The sequence below is a fragment of the Blastococcus sp. TF02-09 genome (assembly GCF_003319105.1).
Lineage (GTDB): Bacteria > Actinomycetota > Actinomycetes > Mycobacteriales > Geodermatophilaceae > Blastococcus.
The window spans coordinates 18939-38947 of sequence record NZ_QOHH01000006.1 but is presented as its reverse complement, the minus strand read 5'-3'; the positions used below and the strand labels follow the sequence as shown (position 1 = coordinate 38947).

General features: G+C 72.9%; 18 protein-coding genes and 2 tRNA genes. 6 read left to right on the top strand and 14 right to left on the bottom strand.

The annotated features are described in order from the left end of the window. Positions 1 to 14 precede the first annotated feature (14 nt). From DQ239_RS10470 to DQ239_RS10460, 3 genes are read left to right on the top strand one after another with little or no spacing between them, the layout of a single operon-like run. Positions 15 to 1409, top strand: a complete 1395-nt coding sequence (locus DQ239_RS10470) for a cystathionine beta-synthase (RefSeq protein WP_113834369.1) — start codon at positions 15 to 17, stop codon at positions 1407 to 1409. After that, positions 1406 to 2545, top strand: a complete 1140-nt coding sequence (locus DQ239_RS10465; RefSeq protein WP_113834368.1) for a cystathionine gamma-synthase — start codon at positions 1406 to 1408, stop codon at positions 2543 to 2545. Before DQ239_RS10470 ends, DQ239_RS10465 begins: the two co-directional genes overlap by 4 nt. Further along, positions 2542 to 3114: a GNAT family N-acetyltransferase gene (locus DQ239_RS10460; protein ID WP_113834367.1), complete on the top strand. Its 573-nt coding sequence runs from the start codon at positions 2542 to 2544 to the stop codon at positions 3112 to 3114. Before DQ239_RS10465 ends, DQ239_RS10460 begins: the two co-directional genes overlap by 4 nt. Here DQ239_RS10460 and DQ239_RS10455 read toward each other — a convergent pair. The 7 genes from DQ239_RS10455 to DQ239_RS10425 form a co-directional block, all read right to left on the bottom strand. Beyond that, positions 3086 to 3682, bottom strand: a complete 597-nt coding sequence (locus DQ239_RS10455) for an HAD-IA family hydrolase (protein WP_158544820.1) — start codon at positions 3680 to 3682, stop codon at positions 3086 to 3088. The genes DQ239_RS10460 and DQ239_RS10455 overlap by 29 nt on opposite strands. 13 nt (positions 3683 to 3695) lie before the next feature. Continuing rightward, positions 3696 to 4466: a type I methionyl aminopeptidase gene (gene map, locus DQ239_RS10450; protein ID WP_113834365.1), complete on the bottom strand. Its 771-nt coding sequence runs from the start codon at positions 4464 to 4466 to the stop codon at positions 3696 to 3698. Positions 4467 to 4536: 70 nt separating this feature from the next. Then, the gene (locus DQ239_RS10445) at positions 4537 to 4827 is read right to left on the bottom strand and encodes a GNAT family N-acetyltransferase (RefSeq protein ID WP_113834364.1); all 291 of its coding nucleotides are present in this window, start codon (positions 4825 to 4827) and stop codon (positions 4537 to 4539) included. A gap of 32 nt (positions 4828 to 4859) precedes the next feature. Further along, a complete protein-coding gene (locus DQ239_RS10440; RefSeq protein ID WP_113834363.1) occupies positions 4860 to 5054 on the bottom strand; it encodes a ferredoxin in 195 nt (64 codons plus the stop codon). Then, on the bottom strand, positions 5051 to 6340 hold the full coding sequence (locus tag DQ239_RS10435) for a cytochrome P450 (protein WP_199582863.1): 1290 nt from the start codon (positions 6338 to 6340) through the stop codon (positions 5051 to 5053). Before DQ239_RS10435 ends, DQ239_RS10440 begins: the two co-directional genes overlap by 4 nt. 262 nt (positions 6341 to 6602) lie before the next feature. Beyond that, a complete protein-coding gene (locus tag DQ239_RS10430) occupies positions 6603 to 8639 on the bottom strand; it encodes a DEAD/DEAH box helicase (RefSeq protein WP_233489058.1) in 2037 nt (678 codons plus the stop codon). 211 nt (positions 8640 to 8850) lie between these two features. Next, positions 8851 to 8927 (bottom strand) — tRNA-Met (locus tag DQ239_RS10425). 154 nt (positions 8928 to 9081) lie between these two features. Between DQ239_RS10425 and DQ239_RS10420 the strand changes: the two genes are divergently transcribed. Then, positions 9082 to 9558 (top strand): hypothetical protein, encoded by a 477-nt coding sequence (locus DQ239_RS10420; RefSeq protein ID WP_147252081.1) that lies wholly within the window; start codon positions 9082 to 9084, stop codon positions 9556 to 9558. An 8-nt stretch (positions 9559 to 9566) separates the two neighbouring features. Here the strand turns inward: DQ239_RS10420 and DQ239_RS10415 are convergent, their stop codons facing one another. Both DQ239_RS10415 and DQ239_RS10410 read right to left on the bottom strand, forming a co-directional pair. Beyond that, positions 9567 to 10445 (bottom strand): alpha/beta hydrolase, encoded by an 879-nt coding sequence (locus DQ239_RS10415; protein ID WP_199582861.1) that lies wholly within the window; start codon positions 10443 to 10445, stop codon positions 9567 to 9569. Beyond that, positions 10442 to 11209 carry a phytanoyl-CoA dioxygenase family protein gene (locus DQ239_RS10410; protein WP_113834360.1) on the bottom strand — a complete coding sequence of 256 codons (768 nt, stop codon included), beginning with the start codon at positions 11207 to 11209 and terminating at the stop codon, positions 10442 to 10444. The genes DQ239_RS10415 and DQ239_RS10410 overlap by 4 nt, the downstream gene beginning before the upstream one ends. Positions 11210 to 11404: 195 nt before the next feature. Between DQ239_RS10410 and DQ239_RS10405 the strand changes: the two genes are divergently transcribed. Next, positions 11405 to 12700, top strand: a complete 1296-nt coding sequence (locus DQ239_RS10405) for an acyl-CoA dehydrogenase family protein (protein WP_113834359.1) — start codon at positions 11405 to 11407, stop codon at positions 12698 to 12700. A gap of 55 nt (positions 12701 to 12755) precedes the next feature. On the opposite strand, the gene DQ239_RS10400 is transcribed toward DQ239_RS10405, so the two are convergent. From DQ239_RS10400 to DQ239_RS10385, 4 genes are all read right to left on the bottom strand, one after another. Beyond that, positions 12756 to 13088 (bottom strand): STAS domain-containing protein, encoded by a 333-nt coding sequence (locus DQ239_RS10400; RefSeq protein WP_113834358.1) that lies wholly within the window; start codon positions 13086 to 13088, stop codon positions 12756 to 12758. Between the two features lie 107 nt (positions 13089 to 13195). Next, positions 13196 to 13269 (bottom strand) — tRNA-Met (locus DQ239_RS10395). A 71-nt stretch (positions 13270 to 13340) separates the two neighbouring features. Further along, a complete protein-coding gene (locus DQ239_RS10390; RefSeq protein WP_233489112.1) occupies positions 13341 to 16295 on the bottom strand; it encodes a UPF0182 family protein in 2955 nt (984 codons plus the stop codon). Between the two features lie 176 nt (positions 16296 to 16471). Further along, a complete protein-coding gene (locus tag DQ239_RS10385) occupies positions 16472 to 17494 on the bottom strand; it encodes a PDZ domain-containing protein (protein WP_113834356.1) in 1023 nt (340 codons plus the stop codon). Positions 17495 to 17624: 130 nt separating this feature from the next. Here DQ239_RS10385 and DQ239_RS10380 point away from each other — a divergent pair, with 130 nt between their 5' ends. After that, on the top strand, positions 17625 to 18989 hold the full coding sequence (locus DQ239_RS10380; protein WP_113834355.1) for a zinc-dependent metalloprotease: 1365 nt from the start codon (positions 17625 to 17627) through the stop codon (positions 18987 to 18989). A 59-nt stretch (positions 18990 to 19048) separates the two neighbouring features. Here DQ239_RS10380 and DQ239_RS10375 read toward each other — a convergent pair whose 3' ends face one another. Further along, positions 19049 to 19741, bottom strand: a complete 693-nt coding sequence (locus DQ239_RS10375; RefSeq protein WP_233489057.1) for a M48 family metallopeptidase — start codon at positions 19739 to 19741, stop codon at positions 19049 to 19051. Between the last annotated feature and the right edge of the window lie 268 nt (positions 19742 to 20009).

The window sequence follows — 20009 nt, the reverse complement described above, 5'->3', positions numbered from 1 at the left end:
CGAGGAGGCCCACCGTGCAGTACGCCGAGTCCGTCGTCCACCTGGTCGGCAACACCCCGCTGGTGCGGCTGTCCTCGGTCACCCGCGACCTGGGTCCCGACGCCCCGCTGGTGCTGGCCAAGGTCGAGTACCTCAACCCCGGCGGCTCGGTGAAGGACCGGATCGCGGTCCGCATGGTCGACGCCGCCGAGGCCAGCGGCGAGCTGAAGCCCGGCGGCACGATCGTAGAGCCGACCAGCGGCAACACCGGCATCGGCCTGGCCCTGGTCGCCCAGCAGCGCGGCTACCGCTGCATCTTCGTCTGCCCCGACAAGGTCGGGCAGGAGAAGATCAACGTGCTCAAGGCCTACGGCGCCGAGGTGGTCGTCTGCCCCACCGCCGTCGACCCGGCCGACCCGCGGTCGTACTACTCGGTCTCCGACCGGCTCAGCCGCGAGACGCCCGGCGCCTGGAAGCCCGACCAGTACTCCAACCCGAACAACCCGCGCTCGCACTACGAGACGACCGGCCCCGAGCTGTGGGCGCAGACCGACGGCCGGATCACCTACTTCGTCACGGGGGCGGGCACCGGCGGCACCATCAGCGGCGTCGGCCGCTACCTCAAGGAGTCCTCCGGCGGACGGGTGCAGGTCATCGGCGCCGATCCGGAGGGCTCGGTCTACTCCGGCGGCACCGGCCGTCCGTACCTCGTGGAGGGCGTCGGCGAGGACTTCTGGCCGAGCACCTACGACCAGGACGTCGCCGACGAGATCATCGCCGTCTCCGACGGCGACTCCTTCGCGATGACGCGCCGGCTGGCCCGCGAGGAGGGGCTGCTCGTCGGCGGCTCGTGCGGCATGGCCGTCGTCGCCGCGCTCCGGGTGGCCGAGCGGCTGACCAAGGACGACGTCCTCGTGGTGCTCCTGCCCGACGGCGGCCGCGGCTACCTGAACAAGATCTTCAACGACACCTGGATGGCCGACTACGGCTTCCTCGAGGCCGCCGGCGGCGAGACCATCGGCGAGCTGCTCGAGGCCAAGGGCGGCAGCACCCCGACGCTGGTGCACACGCACCCGAACGAGACCGTCCGCGACGCCATCGACATCCTCCGCGAGTACGGCGTCAGCCAGCTGCCCGTCGTGCGCGCCGAGCCGCCGGTCACCGCCGGCGAGGTGGTCGGGTCCATCGACGAGAAGACGCTGCTCGACGCGCTGTTCGCCGGGAAGGCGACGCTGGCCGACCGCGTCGAGAAGCACATGTCGCCGCCCCTGCCGATCGTCGGCTCGGGTGAGGCGGTCAGCGCGGCGGTGGCCCAGCTCGGCGGCGCGGACGCCCTGCTGGTGCACGTCGACGGCAAGCCGGCCGGCGTCGTCACCCGCCAGGACGTGCTCGGACACATCGCCGGGCTCGCGCCTACGGTCGGCTCATGACCGGCTTCAACACCCGCGCGATCCACGCGGGCCAGGACCCCGACCCGGCGACCGGTGCGGTCATCCCGCCGCTGCACCTCACGACGACCTACAAGCAGGACGGCGTCGGCGGGCTGCGCGGCGGCTACGAGTACAGCCGCAGCGGCAACCCGACCCGCGACACCCTGCACGCCGCGCTGGCCGCCCTCGAGGAGGGCACGACCGCGCTGGCGTTCGCCTCGGGCCTCGCCGCCGAGGACACCCTGCTGCGCACCGTCTGCCGGGCCGGTGACCACGTCGTCCTGGGCGGGGACGCCTACGGCGGCACCTTCCGGCTGATCTCCCGCGTGCTGTCGGAGTGGGGGCTGGAGCACACGCCGGTCCACCTGGACGACCCCGACGCGCTCCGCGCCGCGATCCGGCCCACCACCCGCGTCGTCTGGTGCGAGACCCCCAGCAACCCGCTGCTGAACATCACCGACATCGAGGCGACGGCGGCCGTCGCGCACGAGGCCGGGGCGCTGCTCGTCGTCGACAACACCTTCGCCTCGCCCTACCTGCAGCGGCCGCTGACGCTGGGCGCCGACGTCGTCGTGCACTCGACGACGAAGTACCTGGGCGGCCACTCCGACGTCGTCGGCGGTGCGCTGGTGACCCGCGACGCCGAGCTGGGCGCGCAGCTGGCCTACAACCACAACGCGATGGGCGCGGTGGCCGGCCCGTTCGACGCGTGGATGGTGCTGCGCAGCCTCAAGACCCTCGGGGTGCGGATGGACCGGCACTGCACCAACGCCGCCCGGGTCGCCGAGTTCCTGGCCGCCCGGTCCGACGTGTCGGCGGTGCTCTACCCCGGCCTGCCCGACCACCCTGGCCACGCCACCGCCGCCAGGCAGATGTCCGGCTTCGGCGGGATGGTCTCCTTCCGGCTCCGGGACGGCGAGGAGGCCGCGCTCCGCGTGTGCGAGCGGACGCAGCTGTTCACGCTGGCCGAATCGCTCGGCGGCGTCGAGTCGCTGATCGAGCACCCCGGCCGCATGACCCACGCCAGCGCCGCCGGCTCGCCGCTGGAGGTGCCCGCCGACCTGGTCCGCCTGTCGGTCGGCATCGAGGACGTCGACGACCTGATCGGAGACCTCGAGCAGGCACTGGGCTCATGACCGCGCCGTACACCGTCCGGCCGGTGCGGGCGCACGAGTGGCGCGAGATCCGGGCGCTGCGGCTGGAGGCGCTGTGCGACCCCGCCGCGCCCCAGGCGTTCCTGGAGACCTACGAGCAGGCCGCCGCCCGACCCGAGGAGTTCTGGCGCGACCGGGCCCGCGGGTCGGCCGTCGACGCCGGCCCGGACGCGGTCGCCCGCCAGTTCGTCGCGATCGCCGACGACGGCACCTGGGTCGGCACCGCCGTCGCGCTGGTCGAGCGGGCCGGCGCCGTGGACGTCGGCGGATCGGTCGTCGAGGAGTCGGGTGGGCACGTCGTGGGGGTCTACCTGCACCCCGACCACCGCGGCCGGCAGGTGATGGACCGGCTGTTCGAGGCGGTCACGGACTGGCTGGGCGCCCAGCAGCTCCCCCGCGTGCGGCTGAACGTGCACGCGGACAACGCCCGCGCCCGGCGCTTCTACGAGAAGGCCGGCTTCCGGGACACCGGTGTCCGGTTCACGGGCAGCATCGGGCCGGAGGTCGAGCTGGCCCGCCCGCTCAGCTCCAGCGATCGAGGAAGTCGCTGAGGCCCGCGACGGAGCGGTAGTGGTGCGCACGCAGACCCAGCGCCGCGGCGGCGGCCACGTGCTCGGCGGAGTCATCCACGAACAGGCACTGCTCCGGCGCGCGGCCGAGCGCCGCACAGACCCGTACGAACACCTCCGGGTCGGGTTTCGCGACCCCGAGCTCGGCGCTGCTGAAGACGGCGTCGAACTCCTCGACCAGGGACAGCGCCCGCAGGTCGGACCGCAACCGATCGGTGGCGTTGCTCAGCAGCGCGACCGTGCGCACGGTGCGCTGCGCCCGCACGACCGCGAGCACGTCGTCGTCCACCTCACCCACCGGCGCGGACCACTCGCGCACCGCGTCCTCGCCTCGGGCACCGTGCCGCCTGGTCAGCTCCTCCGCGACACCGGCACGCCAGGCGGCATCGGTGGTCCGGCCCGTGACCGCAGGAACCAGTCGGTCGGGGGCGAAGGCGACGGCGGTGAGCGACCCGGCGGGCAGGCCGTACCGCCGTTCGATGGCGGCGGTCCGCTGCCCGGCCCAGCTGCGGAGGACGCCGTCCAGGTCGATGATCAGCGCCTCGCGCACCGGCCCGGTCCCGTCATCGGGGCAGCGTGAGGATGCGGGGCCCGTCGTCGGTGACGGCGACGGTGTGCTCGACGTGGGCGGCACGGCTCCCGTCGGCGCTGCGCAGCGTCCACCCGTCGGCGTCCACGGTGTAGTCGTCGCTGCCGCCGGCCAGGAACCACGGCTCGATGGCGATGACCAGCCCCGCCCGGAGCTTCACCCCACGGCCGGGCCGGCCCTCGTTCGGCACCGACGGCGGCTCGTGCATCTGCCGCCCGACCCCGTGGCCGCCCTGGTCGGTGTTGATGCCACACCCGCCGGCCCGGCCGACCGCACCGATCGCGGCGGAGATGTCGCCGATCCGGTTGCCGACGACGGCCGCGGCGATGCCGGCCGCCAGCGCCCGCTCGGTGGTCTCGATCAGCGTCAGGTCCTCGGGCCGCGGGGTGCCGATCGGGAAGGTGATCGCGGCATCGCCCACCCAGCCGTCGAGCACCGCGCCGGCGTCGACGCTGAGCAGGTCGCCGTCGTCGAGGACCTCGGGCGTGGGGATGCCGTGCAGGGCGACGTCGTTGACCGACAGGCAGACGACGCCCGGGAACGGCGGGGTGGTCGACAGCGGCGCGTACCCGAGGAACGGCGAAGTCGCACCGGCGTCGGAGAGGACGTCCCGGGCGACGGCGTCCAGCTGGGTCAGCCGGACCCCGGGTGCGGCCAGGGCCCGGACGGCGGCGTGCATGTCGGCGACCACCGCTCCGGCCGCGCGCATCGCATCCAGCTCGCCGGGGGTGCGCAGCTCGATCACGGTCGCTCCAAGGTCACGGCCCGAGCCTACGGAGTGCGCGGCCCGGCCCCGTTCCCGCCCGACGGAGGCGTCAGCTCTCCGACCCGGCCACCAGGTCGGCGTAGTCCTGATGCTTGCCGATCCAGCCGCGCACGAACGAGCACTGCGGGACGACCGACCCGCCCTGGGCCCGGACGTCGTCGAGCGCGGCGCGGACGAGGGTGCTGCCGAGGCCGGAGTGCCCGGCGTCGGGGTCCACCTCCGTGTGCGTGAACACGAAGGTGGACCCCTCCCGGCGGTAGTCGGCGTGGCCCAGCAGCCGGTCGCCGTCGCGGATCTCGTAGCGGCCGGCGTCCGGGGCGTTCGTGACCGTGGGTTCCATGGTCGGCTCCTACCCGCGAGCGGCCGCTTCGATCATTCCGCCAGCACGAGCGCCCGCGCGGGGCAGGACTGGACGGCGTCCCGGACCCCGTCCAGGTCGTCGGCGGGAGGCTCCTGGCGGAGCACCTGGAGGACGCCGTCGTCGTCGATCTCGAAGACCTCCGGGACGATCGACTCGCACACGCCCGAGCCGACGCAGCGCTCCCGGTCGACCTGCACCCGGCTCATCGCTGCCCCGTGAGGCGCGCCGGCAGCCGCTTGAGGCCGTTGACGAACGAGGAGCGCAGCCGGGCGGGCTCGCCGGTGATCTCCAGGTCGGGGCAGACCTCGAACAGCCGGCGGAAGGTCACCGCGAGCTCGCGCCGCGCCAGGTGGGCGCCCAGGCAGAAGTGCGGCCCGTGCCCGCCGAAGCCGACGTGGTTGTTCGGACTGCGGCCCAGGTCCAGGGCGTGCGGGTTCTCGAACGACTCCGGGTCGCGGTTCGCCGCGGCGTAGAACAGCAGGAACTTGTCGCCTTCCTTGAACGAGTGCCCGTTGAGCTCGCCGTCCTGGGTCGCGGTGCGGCGCATCCAGGTCACGGGGCTGACGTAGCGGACGACCTCCTCGACCGCGGCCTTGTCCATCGACGGGTCGGCCATCCAGCGGGCCCGCTGCTCCGGGTTCTCCGACAGCGCGAGCAGGCCCTGCGCGATGGCCGTCCGGGTGGTCTCGTTGCCGGCGACGAGCAGCAGGATGAAGAACGAGGCGATCTCCTGGTGGGTGAGCTTCTCGCCGTCGACCTCGCTGTTCACCAGCGCCGTCGTCAGATCGTCGGTGGGGTTCTCGATCCGCTCCGCGGCGAGCCGCTCCATCAACGCGGCCATGTTCATGCCGGCCTCGATCAGCGCGGTGAGCGGGTCCGCCTCGTCGGTGAGCTCGGGGTCGCCGCCGGAGAGGATGGTGTTCGAGGCGTTCAGGACCAGCTCCCGGTCCTGCTCGGGGACGCCCATCATGTCGCAGATGATCCGCAGCGGGATGGGCGCGGCGATGTCGGCGACGACGTCCAGGGACCCGTCCCCCGCCTCCGCCTTGGCCCGCGCCTCGGCCAGCACGTCGTCCACGATGCCGACCACGGAGTCGACGACCTGCTCGAGCATCCGCGGGGTGAACGTCTTGGCGACGATCCGCCGGATCCGGGCGTGCCGGGGGTCGTCCATGCTGATCATGGAGCCGTAGAACTCGCTGAGGTCGGCCGGGATGTCCTGGATCGAGACCGCGCCCTGGCCCGAGCAGAAGACGGCCGGCTGGGCGCTGATCGCGTCGAGGTCGGCGAGCCGGGTGACGGCCCAGTACCCGGGGCCCGGCTCCATGCCCTCCATGGTCGGCTCGTCGAAGAAGGCGAACGGACGCTCGGCCCGCAGCTTGTCGAAGACCGCGTGCCGTACCGCCGGCGGCTCCGCCCAGAAGTCGCGGTCGGACAGATCGATCGCCTCGATGTCGAACTGCGCGGGATCGACGGGGGTGTTCACGGACACGGGCGCGCCTCACTGTCGGAAGACAAACGGTCAGCGCTGACGGTAGAGAGCGGAAGGGTGGCGCACAACACTCGACGGCACGTCGCCGTGCGCCGACGGCGTCGAAGTCGAGAGCGATGAGCTCCCGCCCGTCAGGAGACGCAGGGAGGGCCCCGCCGGCGACCGCTCCCCCACACAGTCGGGCTCTGCCCACACCCGCGGGGCAGAGTCCGACTACGCGCGGACGTCTTTGCGCCCCGCCGGAACCTGTGGAGGTGTCCGGCTACGCCGACAGCTCGGCGGTGAGCAGCGCGACGAGCGCCTCGAGCTGCACGTCGGTGGAGGAGAACACCTCGTCCGACCCGTCCAGCGCCCGCGCGGCCAGGCCCGCCTTGCTGTCGATGAGCTCGGCGATGCGGGCGTCGATGGTCTGCGCGGCGATGATCCGCCAGGCGGTGACGGGCATGGTCTGGCCGATGCGGTGGCTGCGGTCGATCGCCTGCGTCTGCTCGGCGTCGGTCCAGGACAGCTCGGCCAGCACGATGTTCGAGGCCACCTGCAGGTTGAGCCCCACCCCCGCCGCCGTCAGGGAGCAGACCGCCACGGCGACCTCGGGGTCGTTGACGAAGGCGTCGATGTTGCGCTGCCGCGCCGACGGCGTCTGGTCACCGCGGATCGAGGCGTAGGCGATCCCCTGCCGCTCGAAGGACTCCTCGGCCACGTCCATGACGTCGACGTGCTTGGCGAAGAACACCACCTTGCCGGCGCTGCGGGCGAGCTGGGCCGCGTAGTCGGCAGCCAACGGGGCCTTCGCCTGACCGATGCGCCGCATCATGCCGAACACGTTCTCGCCGGTGGTCGACGAGCCGGCGTCCTTGAGCTCCCACCCGGCGACCTTGCGCACCAGGTCGGCGTCGATGCCCTCGACGACGGTGGCCGACTCGCGCGCGGCCAGCGCGCTCTCGTAGCGCTTGACCAGCCGGCGGGCGAGCTCGCGCTCGGCGGCGCGGATGGAGCGGCCGGCCTTGTCGTCGAGCTCGACGGGCAGGTCGGCGATGCGGCGCGCGGGGATGTCCGCGGCGACGTCGACCTTGCGCCGGCGGACGATGCCGAGGTCGATCACGCACTTCCGGGCCGCGGGGTAGAAGCCGGGGTCCGCGGGCGTCAGGCCGGTCGCCTCGAGACAGTCCATCAGCTCGCCGAGCGGCTTGCTGTCGTCGATCCAGCCGAGGAACTGCCAGATGGCGCGGAAGTCGTCGATGTCGTTGATCAGCGGGGTGCCGGTCAGCGCCATCAGGAGCGGGCGCGCGGTGCGCAGCCGGATGCGCTCGGACAGCTGCAGCACGTTCTGCGACCGCTGCGAGGTCTTGTTCTTGATGAAGTGCGCCTCGTCCACGACCATGCCGCGGAAGCCGAACTCGCCGAGCCAGCCGACGTGGCGGTCGAGCACCTCGTAGTTGACGACGACGATGTCGGCGAAGCCGTCGACCGTCTCGCCGTCGCCCTGGACGACGGTGGCCTTGCGGTGCGGCGTCCAGCGGCCGGCCTCGCGGGCCCAGTTGGTCTTCACCACGTTCGGCACCACGACCAGCAGGGGGTAGGCGTCCGACGCCTCCGCCGCGAGCAGCGCCTGCGCGGTCTTGCCCAGACCGGGCTCGTCGGCCAGCAGGAAGGTGCGGTGCCCCGCCGCGGCCGCGGCGACGAGCTGCCCCTGGTGCGGCATGAGCTGGAGGCCCGGCGGGGTGAACCGGTCCGTGGGGAACGGCAGCGGCATGCACGCCGGGGCGCCGCCGCCGGCCCGCTCGAAGGAGTTGAACAGCGGCTGGAGCAGCTCCCAGCCGGCCAGCCGGCGCGGCCGGCTGGTGACCTGGCGCGCCGCCTCGAAGTCCGGGGCCAGGAAGGGGTTGGCCAGCTGCCGCGAGACCACCGACTGCGGGACGACGCGGCGCTCGCTCGCGGGCGCCTCCGCGACCTCGACCGGCGCGGGCTCGACCGGAGTCGGCTCGATGCCGGCGGCGCGCAGCATCTCGGCACTGAGCGCGCGGGCCGACCCGGAGACGACGGCGTCCTCACCGAGCAGGGCCAGCAGGCCGGAGTCGCGGACCGCCGTCCTGGCCAGGATGGTCGCGATGCCGTCCAGGCGCTTGAGCTGCTCGGCCTTGTGGCTCTGGCTGCTCTCCTCGTCGGCCCGCACCCGGGCGCGCTCCTCCCGCGCAACCAGGGCGATGGCCTGGAACTTCGTGCGCACCGAGGCGGTGACCGAGCCGCGCTGGACGGCGCCCTCGACCTCGCGCACGGCGCGGGCGAGGACGGAGATCACGTCCTCCGGCCCGCGGGCACGGCGCTGGTTCCGCGGGGCGGTACGGCGAGCCCCCGTCTGGGGCTGGCCTCGTCGAGCCACTGCTCCTCCTCGAGCTGCCGGGCACGCTCGCCTCGGCGCGGCGCCCGGAGCGGGCGCAGTCGCCGGAGCGGTGCCGACGTCGGCGGATGAGAAACGGCCCTCACAGTGCGACTGTGAGGGCCGTTCCACGTGGTAGCGGGGACAGGATTCGAACCTGTGACCTCTGGGTTATGAGCCCAGCGAGCTACCGAGCTGCTCCACCCCGCGTCGGTAGAACCCACTGTACACCGGTGTGGACCGGCCGTCCGCCGGGGGTTGCGGCAGGCACCGGAGTGAGTGGTGGGACGGACCTGTTCCGTGGCGCGCGACAAGCACGCGCGCCTTCCGTACCGGATCGTCCCCCGGACCTACAGTCCGCCGGGTGAGCGGGAATCCGGTGGTGAGCCTCTTCGCGGGCGACCCGCAGCCCGTGGAGATCCACCACCGTGGCATCTGGTTCTCCGGTGAGCTGCTGGGCTGGACGACCCAGGAGGGTCGCGTCCTGGCCCGGGTCCGCTGCGTCGTCGACGGCCTGCGGCACTCCACCTGGAAGGACCTCGCCGAGCTCCGCCTGCCCGACCCGAAGCGCCCGCCCCGGTGCGAGACGTTCCCGTCGGCCCCCGCGGCCCGTCAGCTGGGCCTCGTCGGGGATCCCGGGCAGGACGACGACGACGCGACCCGCCCGCACGCCCTGCTGGCGGGGTCCCGCTCGCGCCCGCAGAAGCCGGAGCACGCGCACACCCCACCGGTGGTGCACGAGCGGCGGGAGCCCGTCGTGCCGCGGGCGACGGTCGGCCGCACCGCCCCGGTGGCGAATCCCAACCGGCGTCGCCGGAGCGACGAGCTCACTCGCGTCTGAGCCCGGGCCTACGAGGTCAGGAAGCCCACGATGCGGGCGTTCACCTCGGCCGGCCGCTCGAGGTGCAGGAAGTGCCCCGCGCCCTCGACGACGACGGCCTCCGAGCCGGGGACGAGGGCGTCCCGCACCGCACCGACGACGTCGGCACCCATGCAGCCGTCCTGGGCGCCGTGCAGGTAGAGCGTCGGCTGCGGCGGCACCCCGCTGACGGCCAGCTGCTCGGCGGCCAGCTCCGGCGACTGCCGGGCCGGGTCGAACAGCGCGCGGTAGTAGCCCAGCGCCGCGGCCAGGTTCTCCGGCGTCCCGAGGGCGGCACGGACGAGGGCGAGGTCCTCGGTCGCGTCGTAGCCGGGTGACCAGTCGGCCCACAGCCGGGCGAGAAAGGCCTGGTCGTTGGCCGCGACGAGCACGTCGGCCAGCAGGTTCTGGAAGAAGTACATGTAGAACGACCGCTTGATCTGGTCGTAGGTGAAGAACGAGCCGGCCAGCGCCGGACCCACCGGCACCGCCATGGCCACCACCTTCCGCCAGCGGTCCGGCGCACCGACCGCGGCGCCGTAGGTCGCCTGCGCACCCCAGTCGTGCCCGACGACCACCGCGCGCTCGTCGCCGCCCAGGGCGTCGTGGAGGGCGTTCGCGTCCCGGACCAGCGCGCCGGTCTGGTACCGGCCGTCGGCGGGGACGTCGGTCGGCGCGTAGCCGCGCGAGAACGGGGCCACCGCCCGGAAACCCGCGGCCGCGAGCTCCGGCAGCAGGTGGCGGTAGGTGTGCGCGGTGTCCGGGAAGCCGTGCAGGCACAACGCCAGGGGGCCGTCCTCCGGCCCGGCGACGAGCGCTCCGAAGGAGAGCCCACCGGCCTCGATCCGTGTCTCGCTGATCCCGGTCACCGCAGAACCCTCCGGGGGTGACGGCCGTCGACGTAGCCGAGGAACGGCGGGTGGATGTTGTAGCCCAGCAGCTCCTGCAGCCGCTCCGGCAGTGTCCGGACGATCTCCTGCGGCACGGCGAGCACGTGGTTCTCCTGGGGCCGGAGCCAGGACGCGGCGTACTCGAGGATGACGCCGAGGCGCGGCCGGTCGGTCGTGTTCGCCCCGCCCCCGTGGACGAGGTTGCCGACGTAGATCAGCACCGACCCGGCCGGCATGACGGCGGCCGTCGTCTCCTCCTCCGTGGCGGTGCGCCCGGCCTCCCAGCGGTGGCTCCCGGGCACGAACCGGGTCGCGCCGTTCTCGACGGTGAAGTCGTCGAGCGGCCACATCGTGTTGACGACGACGTCCGTGCCGGTGCGCGGCAGCGGGTACACGTCGTCGTCGCGGTGCAGCACCTGGGCCTTCTCCCCCGGCCCGATCTGGATCCCCACCGGCGCGCTGAACTGGTAGTGGCCGAGCACGTGGTCGAGGACGCCGAGCATGAGCGGGTGGGTGCCCGGCCCGTCGAAGTACCGCGTCTTGGCGAACAGCGCGTAGACGCGCTGGGTGGAGAAGCCCTCGAAGGCGTTGCGCCCCGTGGACGTGTCGGCGAGCACCCGCTGCAGGTCGGCCTTGGCAGCCGCGACCCACTCCGGGTCCATGAGCCGTTCGATGATGACGTAGCCGTCGCGGTCGACGGCCGCGCAGGCCTCCTCAACCGTTGCCTCACGCGTCAGCACCACTGCGCCTCCCGGGTCGTCCGGTCGCACGCGGACGACGTCCGCGCGGGCCGGCCAGCGGAACGTAGCAGGGCCCTGACCTCGGTCCCGGCCGGAGACCGCAGCCGCCCGACGCCGGGATCGTGGCCCGGGTCACCCGCCCGACCGCTCGCTGTGCCACGCTCGGGGTGCCGAACGATCCATCTGAGAGGGACACCGATGCGGACCGCCGAGCCAACGGAACTGTTCGACCTGCGCATGAGCGAGGAGGCCCGGCCGCTCTACGACCGGGTGGTCCGGTTCCTCGAGGACGTGGTCGCGCCGATGCAGGAGGAGTTCTTCCGGCTCGGCGAGGGCCGCGCGGACCGGTGGTCCTACGCGCCGGGCCAGCTCGAGGCGCTGGAGGGAGCCAAGGACAAGGCCAAGGCGGCCGGCCTGTGGAACTTCTTCCTGCCCAACTCCGAGGTCGGTGGGCTGAGCAACCTCGACTACGCCTACATCGCCGTCGAGCTCGGCAAGTACCCGCTCGGCTCGGAGTCGCTCAACTGCTCGGCCCCGGACACCGGCAACATGGAGGTGCTCGAGCGCGTCGGCACCCCGGAGCAGAAGGCGCAGTGGCTGGAGCCCCTGCTCAACGGCGAGATCCGCTCCGCCTTCGCCATGACCGAGCCCGACGTCGCCAGCTCGGACGCCAAGAACGTCCGACTCCAGGCCCTGCGCGACGGCGACGACTACGTCCTCAACGGCGAGAAGTACTACATCTCCGGGGCCGGCGACCCGCGCTGCAAGATCATGATCGTCATGTGCCAGACCAACCCGGACGCGCCGGTGCACCAGCAGCAGTCGCAGATCCTGGTGCCGATGGACACCCCGGGCGTCCAGGTGATGGAGCCGATGGAGGTCTTCGGCCGCGACGACGCCCCGCACGGCCACATGCGCATCCGCTTCACCGACGTGCGCGTGCCGGCCTCGAACATGCTGCTCGGCGAGGGCCGGGGCTTCGAGATCAGCCAGGTGCGGCTGGGTCCGGGCCGCATCCACCACTGCATGCGCGCGATCGGCCAGGGCGAGAAGGCGCTGGAGCTGATGGTCCGCCGCGGCAAGTTCCGCGAGGCGTTCGGCAAGCCGATCCTGAACCTCGGCAAGAACATGGAGACCGTCTCGCGGGCCCGCATCGAGCTCGACGCCTGCAAGCTCATGGTGCTCAAGGCCGCCAAGGCGATGGACGTGCTCGGCAACGCCCAGGCCCGCGTCTACGTCTCCGCGGTCAAGGCGATGGTGCCGGAGAAGGTCTGCCAGATCATCGACCAGGCCATCCAGATCCACGGCGCCACCGGCGTCTCGCAGTGGACGCCCCTGGCCGGCATGTACGCCAGCCAGCGCACGCTCCGCCTGGCCGACGGGCCGGACGAGGTGCACCACTTCGTCGTCGCCCGCCACGAGGCCGGTCAGTACAGCGAGCCGGCCCCGGGTCGCTCGCAGTCCAACGGCGACGGGGTCTTCGCCGGCCCGTGAGCCGGGAGCACGGCACGGGGCCCGGTCACCGAGGTGGCCGGGCCCCCTGCCGTGCTCACGCGTACACGAACAGGGTGGTGAGTCCGGCCACCTCGAGGACGCGGCCGAACCGGGTGGTGTGGCGGCGGATCTCGGCCGGTCGTCCCCCGGCGGCGGCTGCCTGCGCCCAGCGGGCTAGCAACGACAGTCCCGTGGAGTCGATGTAGGTCACGTCGCCGACGTCGACGGCCACGACGCGCGAGAGGTCCACCGGGCGGGTGGCCATGAGGTGCTCGACGACCACGTCCACCACGTCGCCGCTCATGTGCAGCACGTGCCCGTCGTCGGCGTCCTGCACCGTGATCGCGCCCGGCCGGTTGATCTGCCAGGGCAGCTGGTCCCCGTCCACGCCGCACAGACTGCGGCACGTGGTCCGGCGGGACAATGCCCGTGACCGCGCCTGGCCGCGAACGGCACAGGGCCCGGTCACCGAGGTGACCGGGCCCTGTGCGTGAGTAGCGGGGGCAGGATTCGAACCTGCGACCTCTGGGTTATGAGCCCAGCGAGCTACCGAGCTGCTCCACCCCGCGTCGGTACGACCACCGTACCCCAGGCGGGGAGGAGGGGGCGACGCGGGTGCGCCGTCCCCTCCTCCGGCCGCTCAGCCGCCGGGCGTCGCTGCGCCGTCCGCGGCCGCCTGCGCGTCCCGGTAGGCCTGGACCGCGGCGTCGAGGTCGGCCAACGCCTGGCCCTGGGCCGCAAAGTCGCGGCTCTGCTGGGCGTCGGCGAACGCGTCGAGGGCGGCGTCGACGTCGGCGAGCGCCGCGTCCACGTCGGGATCGGTACCGGCGTCCCCGTCCGGCGACGGGGACGGCGACGGCGACGGGCTGGGGCTCGGGCTCGGCGTCGTCTCCTCACCGCTGTCGGTGGCGACCTCGCCGGCGCCGGACCCGAACACCTCGTCCAGCGCACCGGCGAGGGTGTTCGAGTAGCCGATCCGGCCACCGAAGTTGACCAGCACGCGCTGCAGCAGCGGGAAGCCGCCCTGACCGGTCCCCTCGACGTAGAGGGGTTCGACGTACAGCAGGCCGGCGTCCCCGATCGGCAGGGTGAGCAGGTTGCCGAACACGGCGTTCGAGCTCTCGCTGTCGAACAGCGTAAGGTCGGGCCGGATGTCCTCGTTCGCGGTGAACGCGTTCTGCACCTGCCCCGGCCCGCGGAACGGCGTGTTGCCGGGCAGCTGGAGCACCTGGATGGCGCCGTAGGTGTCCGGATCGCTGGACGCCGAGATGAACGCCGACAGGTTCTCCCGCTGGAAGGCGTTGAGCGCGCTGGTCAGCTGGAAGCTGGCCTCGTCGTCACCCGGCCGCTGGGCGAGGATGTAGTACGGCGGCTGGTCCTCCTGGACGTTGCCCCCCACGGTCGGGTCGTCCGGCACCTGCCAGCGGTCGCTGCCCTCGTAGAACGCGATCGGGTCCTCAACGTGGTACCGCGTCAAGATGTCCCGCTGCACCTTGAACAGGTCCTCGGGGTACCGGAGGTGGCCCTCCAGCTCGTCGGACACCTCGCTCTTGGGCTGGATGACGCCAGGGAAGGCCTTCATGTAGGTCTGGAGGACCGGGTCCTCCTCGTCCCACGCGTAGAGGGTGACCGTGCCGTCGTAGGCGTCGACGGTCGCCTTCACCGAGTTGCGGATGTAGTTGAAGGTCTCGTCCGGCAGCGCCGTGGTGCCGGTGCCGGTCAGCGAGTCCGCGGCGGCCTCGCCCAGCTCCATCTGCTCGGAGTAGGGGTAGGAGTCCGACGTCGTGTAGCCGTCGAGGATCCAGGTGACCCGGCCGTCGATCACCGCGGGGTACGGGTCGCCGTCGACCTCGAGGAAGGGCGCCGCCTTCTCCACCCGGTCGCGGGGGTCGCGCACGTAGAGGACCTTCGACTCGTCGTTGACCGCGCTGGAGAGCAGGAAGTTCCGCTCCCGGAAGTACACGGCGAAGGTCAGCTGACGGAAGAAGCTGCCGACCGACACCCCGCCCTCGCCGTCGTAGGTGTTGTTGATCTGCCGGTCGTCCGACCCGCCCTCGGGCAGGTCGGACTCGCGCGGGGTGGCCCCGTCGGGAGCACCGACGACGGAGTAGTCGTCGATGAGCTCGCCGTAGTAGATGCGGCTCTGGTCGACCGGGATGTCGCCGCGGACGGGCAGATCCCCGGTGGTGAAGTTGGGCTCGCCGCCGTCGGAGCCGGCCACGACCTCGTTCGCCGGCGCGGCGACGAAACCGTGCCCGTGGGTGTAGACGGTGTGCCGGTTGATCCAGGTGCTCTGGTTCTCCGACAGCCCGGTGCTGTCCAGCTCGCGCACCGCCACGACGTAGTCGCGCTCCTCGCCGTCCACGGTGTAGCGGTCGACGTCGAGCTTCTCCGGGAAGCCGTACCAGTTGCGGATCTGCTGGCGCGCCGTGAACGTCTCGGTCAGCACGTTCGGGTCCAGCAGCCGGGCGTTGGGGATGGTCTCGGTGTCGTTGCGGAGCTCGGCCAGCGCCACCTCCGGGTCGACGACGTCGCCCTCGCCGTCGGTGGCCTCGGTCTCCTGCGCGTAGTCCACGTACTCGACCTGGTCGAGGCCGTAGGCCTGGCGGGTCATCTCGATGGCCCGCTCGATGTAGGGCGCCTCGCGCTCGTTGGCGCTGGGCTTGACCACGAACTGCTGCACGATCGCCGGGTAGGCCACGCCGATGACCAGGCTGGAGGCCAGCAGCAGCACCAGCGCGGCGGCCGGGAGCAGGAAGTTGCGGACGACGATGTTGGCGAAGAACGCGATGGCGCAGACCGCCGCCACGAACACCAGGATCGTCTTGGGCACCAGCAGCGCGTTGATGTCGGTGTAGCTGGCGCCGGTGAACACGTCACCGCGGTCGGAGTAGACCAGCCCGTAGCGGTCCAGCCAGTAGGCGACCGCCTTCAGCGCGACGAAGACGCCCAGCAGCACCGAGACCTGCACGCGCGCCGCGGCGGTGAGCTTCTGGCCCGGCGTCTGCAGCCGCAGCCCGCCGAACACGTAGTGGGTGACCAGCGAGCCGATCAGCGCCAGGACCGCGATGGCGAACCCGAAGCCCAGGACCAGCCGGTAGAAGGGGTAGTCGAAGACGAAGAAGGAGAGGTCCAGCCCGAACTGCGGGTCGGTCTGGCCGAAGTCGGTGCCGTTGCGGAAGGTCAGCCAGGTCTCCCAGCTGCCCTGCGCGGCGAAGCCCGCGAACAGCCCCAGGACGACGGCGACGGCGGTGAGCACCAGGCCCGCCCGCGGCTCCAGCGACTGCCGGTAGCGCTCCAGGTTCTGCTGCTCCAGCGACATCGGCCGGAACGTGGGGCGGAACCGGTAGGCCAGGTAGATCGCCAGGGCGGTCAGGCCACCGGTCGCGACCCCAGCCACGGCGAACAGCAGGGCGCGGCTCTGCAGCTCGGTCCAGAAGACCTCGGTGTAGTCGGTCTCGGCGAACCACAGGTAGTCGACGTAGACGTTGGTCAGCGAGCCGACCACGGTGAACAGCACGAGCAGCACGGCGATGGCGCCGAGGACCAGCTTCGCGCGGCGCGACAGCGTCGGCACCGGCACGGGGGGCCGCATGGCCACGAGCGGTCTCCTCACATTGACGGGTCGTAGGTGCGGATCCGGTAGCTCGGCCACGGCCGCACCACCGACGAGGAGGAGCGCCCGACCCTGGGCGCGGTCCTCCGCTCATCCCAGCACAACGCGCCAGCGGCGGCGGGGTTCCCGGGTGTTCCGGTCGGCGCGGCCGGGCCTCAGCAGGCGGCCGGCGTGCGCCCCGCCCGCAGGTCGGCGAGGGCCTCGAGGGCGTCGTCCAGGGTCGCGACCTTGGCCAGCGGGAAGCCCGGGTCCTCGGCGGCCAGCGCCTCCTCGCAGTTGTCCTCGGGCACGAGGAACAGGTCGGCACCGATCTCGCGGGCGGCGACCATCTTCAGCGGGATGCCGCCGATGGGGCCGACCTCGCCGTCGACGTCGATGGTCCCGGTGCCCGCGACCAGCGCACCGCCGGTGAGGTCGTCCGCGCCCACCAGGTCGAGGATGCCGAGCGTCAGCATCAGACCGGCCGACGGGCCGCCGACGTCCTCCACCTGGATGTCGACGTCGAAGGGTGCGGCCGGCTGCTGCAGCACGCTGACGCCGAGGACGGACCCGTCGCCCTCCTCGGCGGGTCCCGTGGTCACCGTCGTGCTGCCGGGGTCGCCCAGTCGCGTGTAGGCGACGGGCACGTCCGTGCCGGGCGGGATCGAGCCGAGCACCGACTCGAGCGCGGCGAGGTCCGGCGTCGGCCGCCCGTCGACCGACTCGAGGGCGTCGCCCTCCTGGAGCCGGCCCTCGGACGGCGAGTCCTCGGGGAGCCCGCGCACCACGACCTTCTCCGGGTAGCCCAGGTGTCCCAGCGCGACGCTCTCCGCGGCCTGCTCGGAGGTGACGAACGCGCGGCGGTTGGCCTGGCGGGTCTCCTCGACGGTCCGGTCGGCCGGGTACACCGACTCCTCGGGGACGACCGCCACCTCGTCGTCGAACCAGCCGCGCACGGCCTGCACCAGGCTCAGCCGGTCGCGGCTCACACCCACGGTGGTCAGGTTGAGGTTGCCCTCGACCTCGTTGGGCTCGCGGCCCTCGACGGAGATGATCGGCTCGCCGTCGATGTCGCCCAGCGTGTTGTAGGTGGGTCCGGGCACCTGGGCGACGTAGGGCACCGGCAGCGTCGTGCCGAGCACGCCGAACAGCACCAGCAGGACGCCACCGGTGGTCAGGACGGCGATGCGACGGGTCACGACCGGCGAGAGTAGGCGAAGGACCTGTCGCCCCCCACCGCTCGCATGCTCGCGGCAGGCCCCTGCAGCAGGCCTTGAGCTCCCGGCGAACGCGCCTACCAGCGCTGACGGGGGCGTCTACCGTGGACGCATGAGTGACGTCCCGTTCGGCTTCGGCCTCCCCGGCGACCGCGATCCCGAACGCCGCGAGGGCGGCGGTGGCACCCCGGGCGGCGGTGACCCGTTCGGCCTGGGTGCGCTGTTCGGCGGCATGGCCGGCGGCGGCTCACCCGAGGACGTCCTGGGCAAGATGCCGCTGTTCGCCGAGCTGCAGCGGCTGATGAACTGGTCCGGCGGGCCGGTCAACTGGGACCTCGCCAAGCAGAGCGCCATCAGCCAGCTCGCCGCGGGTCACCAGCCGGTGTCCGACGCCGAGCGCACCGCGGTGGCCGAGGCGCTGCGGCTGGCCGACCTGTGGCTCGACCAGGTGACCGAGCTGCCCTCGGGCATCGAGCGCACCGCCGCCTGGTCGCGGGTCGAGTGGGTGGAGCAGACCCTGCCGGCCTGGGGCGCGCTGATCGACCCCCTCGCGGAGAAGGTCGTCGCCGCGATGACCAGCGCGCTGCCGCAGGAGGCTGCGATGGGCTTCGGCCCGATCGCCGGGATCATGGGCCGCATGGGCGGCGTCATGTTCGGCGCCCAGGTCGGGTCGGCGCTGGGCAAGCTCGCCGACGAGGTCGTCACCAGCACCGACGTCGGCCTGCCGCTGGCCCCCGCCGGCACCGGTGTGCTGGTGCCGCAGAACGTCGCCGCCTTCGCCGACGGGCTCGACCGGCCCGCCGACGAGGTGCGCCTGTTCCTCGCGCTGCGCGAGGCCGCCGCCCAGCGGCTGTTCGCGCACGTCCCGTGGCTGCGCCAGCAGCTGCAGGACGCCGTCCACGCCTACGCCCGCGGCATCACCATCGACCGCGACGCCATCGAGCGCGGCATCTCCGAGGCCATGTCCGGCGGCGGCATGGAGGGGCTAAACCCCAGCGACCCGGAGAGCATCCAGCGGCTGCTGGGCAGCGGGGTGCTCGAACCGGAGGAGACCCCCGAGCAGGCGATGGCGCTGCGCCGCCTGGAGACCCTGCTCGCGCTGGTCGAGGGATGGATCGACACCGTCGTCGCCGCGGCCGCGAAGGACCGGCTGCCCGGCCACTCCGCGCTGGCCGAGACGATGCGCCGTCGCCGCGCCTCCGGTGGCCCGGCCGAGCAGACCTTCGCCACCCTCGTGGGCCTGCAGCTGCGGCCGCGCCGGCTCCGGGACGCCGCCACGGTGTGGGCGGCGATGACGCAGCAGCACGGCGGCGCGGACCGCGACCGGCTGTGGAACCACCCGGACCTGCTGCCGACGTCGGACGACCTGGACGAGCCGATGGACTTCGTCACCCGCCAGGGCCTCGACGACGAGCTCCAGGCCCTCACCGACGGCGACGCCGAGAAGCCCGGGGACGACGGGCCCGACCAAGGCTGAAGAAGGACCCCGTCCCTCTCACCACTCGCAGGCTCGTGGCGAGCCTCCGGACGGGGCCTTCAGTCGACGAGGTCGGCGTCGGGCCCGGCCGCGGCGCCGGCCGCTCCGGCGGTGTTGGCCAGCTCCACGCCCTCGAGGAAGCCGCGGGCCCGCTCCGCGCGCGGGTAGCGCGCCACGAGCGCCCAGAACCGCTCGTCGTGGCCGGGCTCGAGCAGGTGCACCAGCTCGTGGACCAGCACGTAGTCGACGACGTAGTCGGGCATCGAGCGCAGCCGGCTGGACAACCGGATGCTGCGGTCGGCCGGCGTGCAGGAGCCCCACCGGCGCTGCTGGTTGTCCACCCACCGCACGGACGCCGGCTCGGCCAGGCCGTCCAGGTGCGCGGCGGACAGGGCCCGCGCCCGGATCATCAGCTCGTCGTCACCACCCAGGGACCGACGGCGCCGCTCCTCGCGGGTCTGCAGCTTGGCGACCATCTGCTCGACCCAGCGGCGCTCCTCGGCGGGGCTGAACGCCGCCGGGATCAGCACCACGGTGCGGCCGCTCTCGCGGTAGGCGGTGACAGTGCGCCGGCGCCGGGCGCTGCGGCGGACCTCGACGAGCGACTCGGCGTCCCCGGGCAGCGGCTGCGCGGCGTCGTCCCCACCGGACCTGCGCCGCGCCATGGGCACGGCACGACCCGCACCCAGAGATTCCGGCGGGACGCCGGAGGGCTCGGGGCGTGCGGAGGCGTCGGGGGGCGGTCCGTGCACGGGGGAACCGTAAGCCACTCCCCCGTGGCCGCGCCCGCCCGGAGACACCCTCTCGGGTACAGGTCGCACGGACGGTGGACACGAGGCCGCCCCGCCCGGCGTTCCCCACCACCGACCGCTAGGTTCCACAACCCGCCGCGAGCCGTCCGTGCAGGTGGGACGGGGTGCGCGGGCAGGTCCGCGAGCGTTGTCCCCGGCTCCACCCCCCGTCCGCGCACAGGGACACGCCGACGGGTCCCCACGTGCTCCACAGGGTTGTCCACAGGCT

Coding starts and splice junctions, on each gene's coding strand:
- DQ239_RS10440 (WP_113834363.1), bottom strand. CDS start 5,054: ATGAGCCGGGTGCAGGTCGACCGGGAGCGCTGCGTCGGCTCGGGCGTG.
- DQ239_RS10390 (WP_233489112.1), bottom strand. CDS start 16,295: ATGCGGCCCCCCGTGCCGGTGCCGACGCTGTCGCGCCGCGCGAAGCTG.
- DQ239_RS10445 (WP_113834364.1), bottom strand. CDS start 4,827: ATGGAACCCACGGTCACGAACGCCCCGGACGCCGGCCGCTACGAGATC.
- DQ239_RS10405 (WP_113834359.1), top strand. CDS start 11,405: ATGCGGACCGCCGAGCCAACGGAACTGTTCGACCTGCGCATGAGCGAG.
- DQ239_RS10460 (WP_113834367.1), top strand. CDS start 2,542: ATGACCGCGCCGTACACCGTCCGGCCGGTGCGGGCGCACGAGTGGCGC.
- DQ239_RS10380 (WP_113834355.1), top strand. CDS start 17,625: ATGAGTGACGTCCCGTTCGGCTTCGGCCTCCCCGGCGACCGCGATCCC.
- DQ239_RS10465 (WP_113834368.1), top strand. CDS start 1,406: ATGACCGGCTTCAACACCCGCGCGATCCACGCGGGCCAGGACCCCGAC.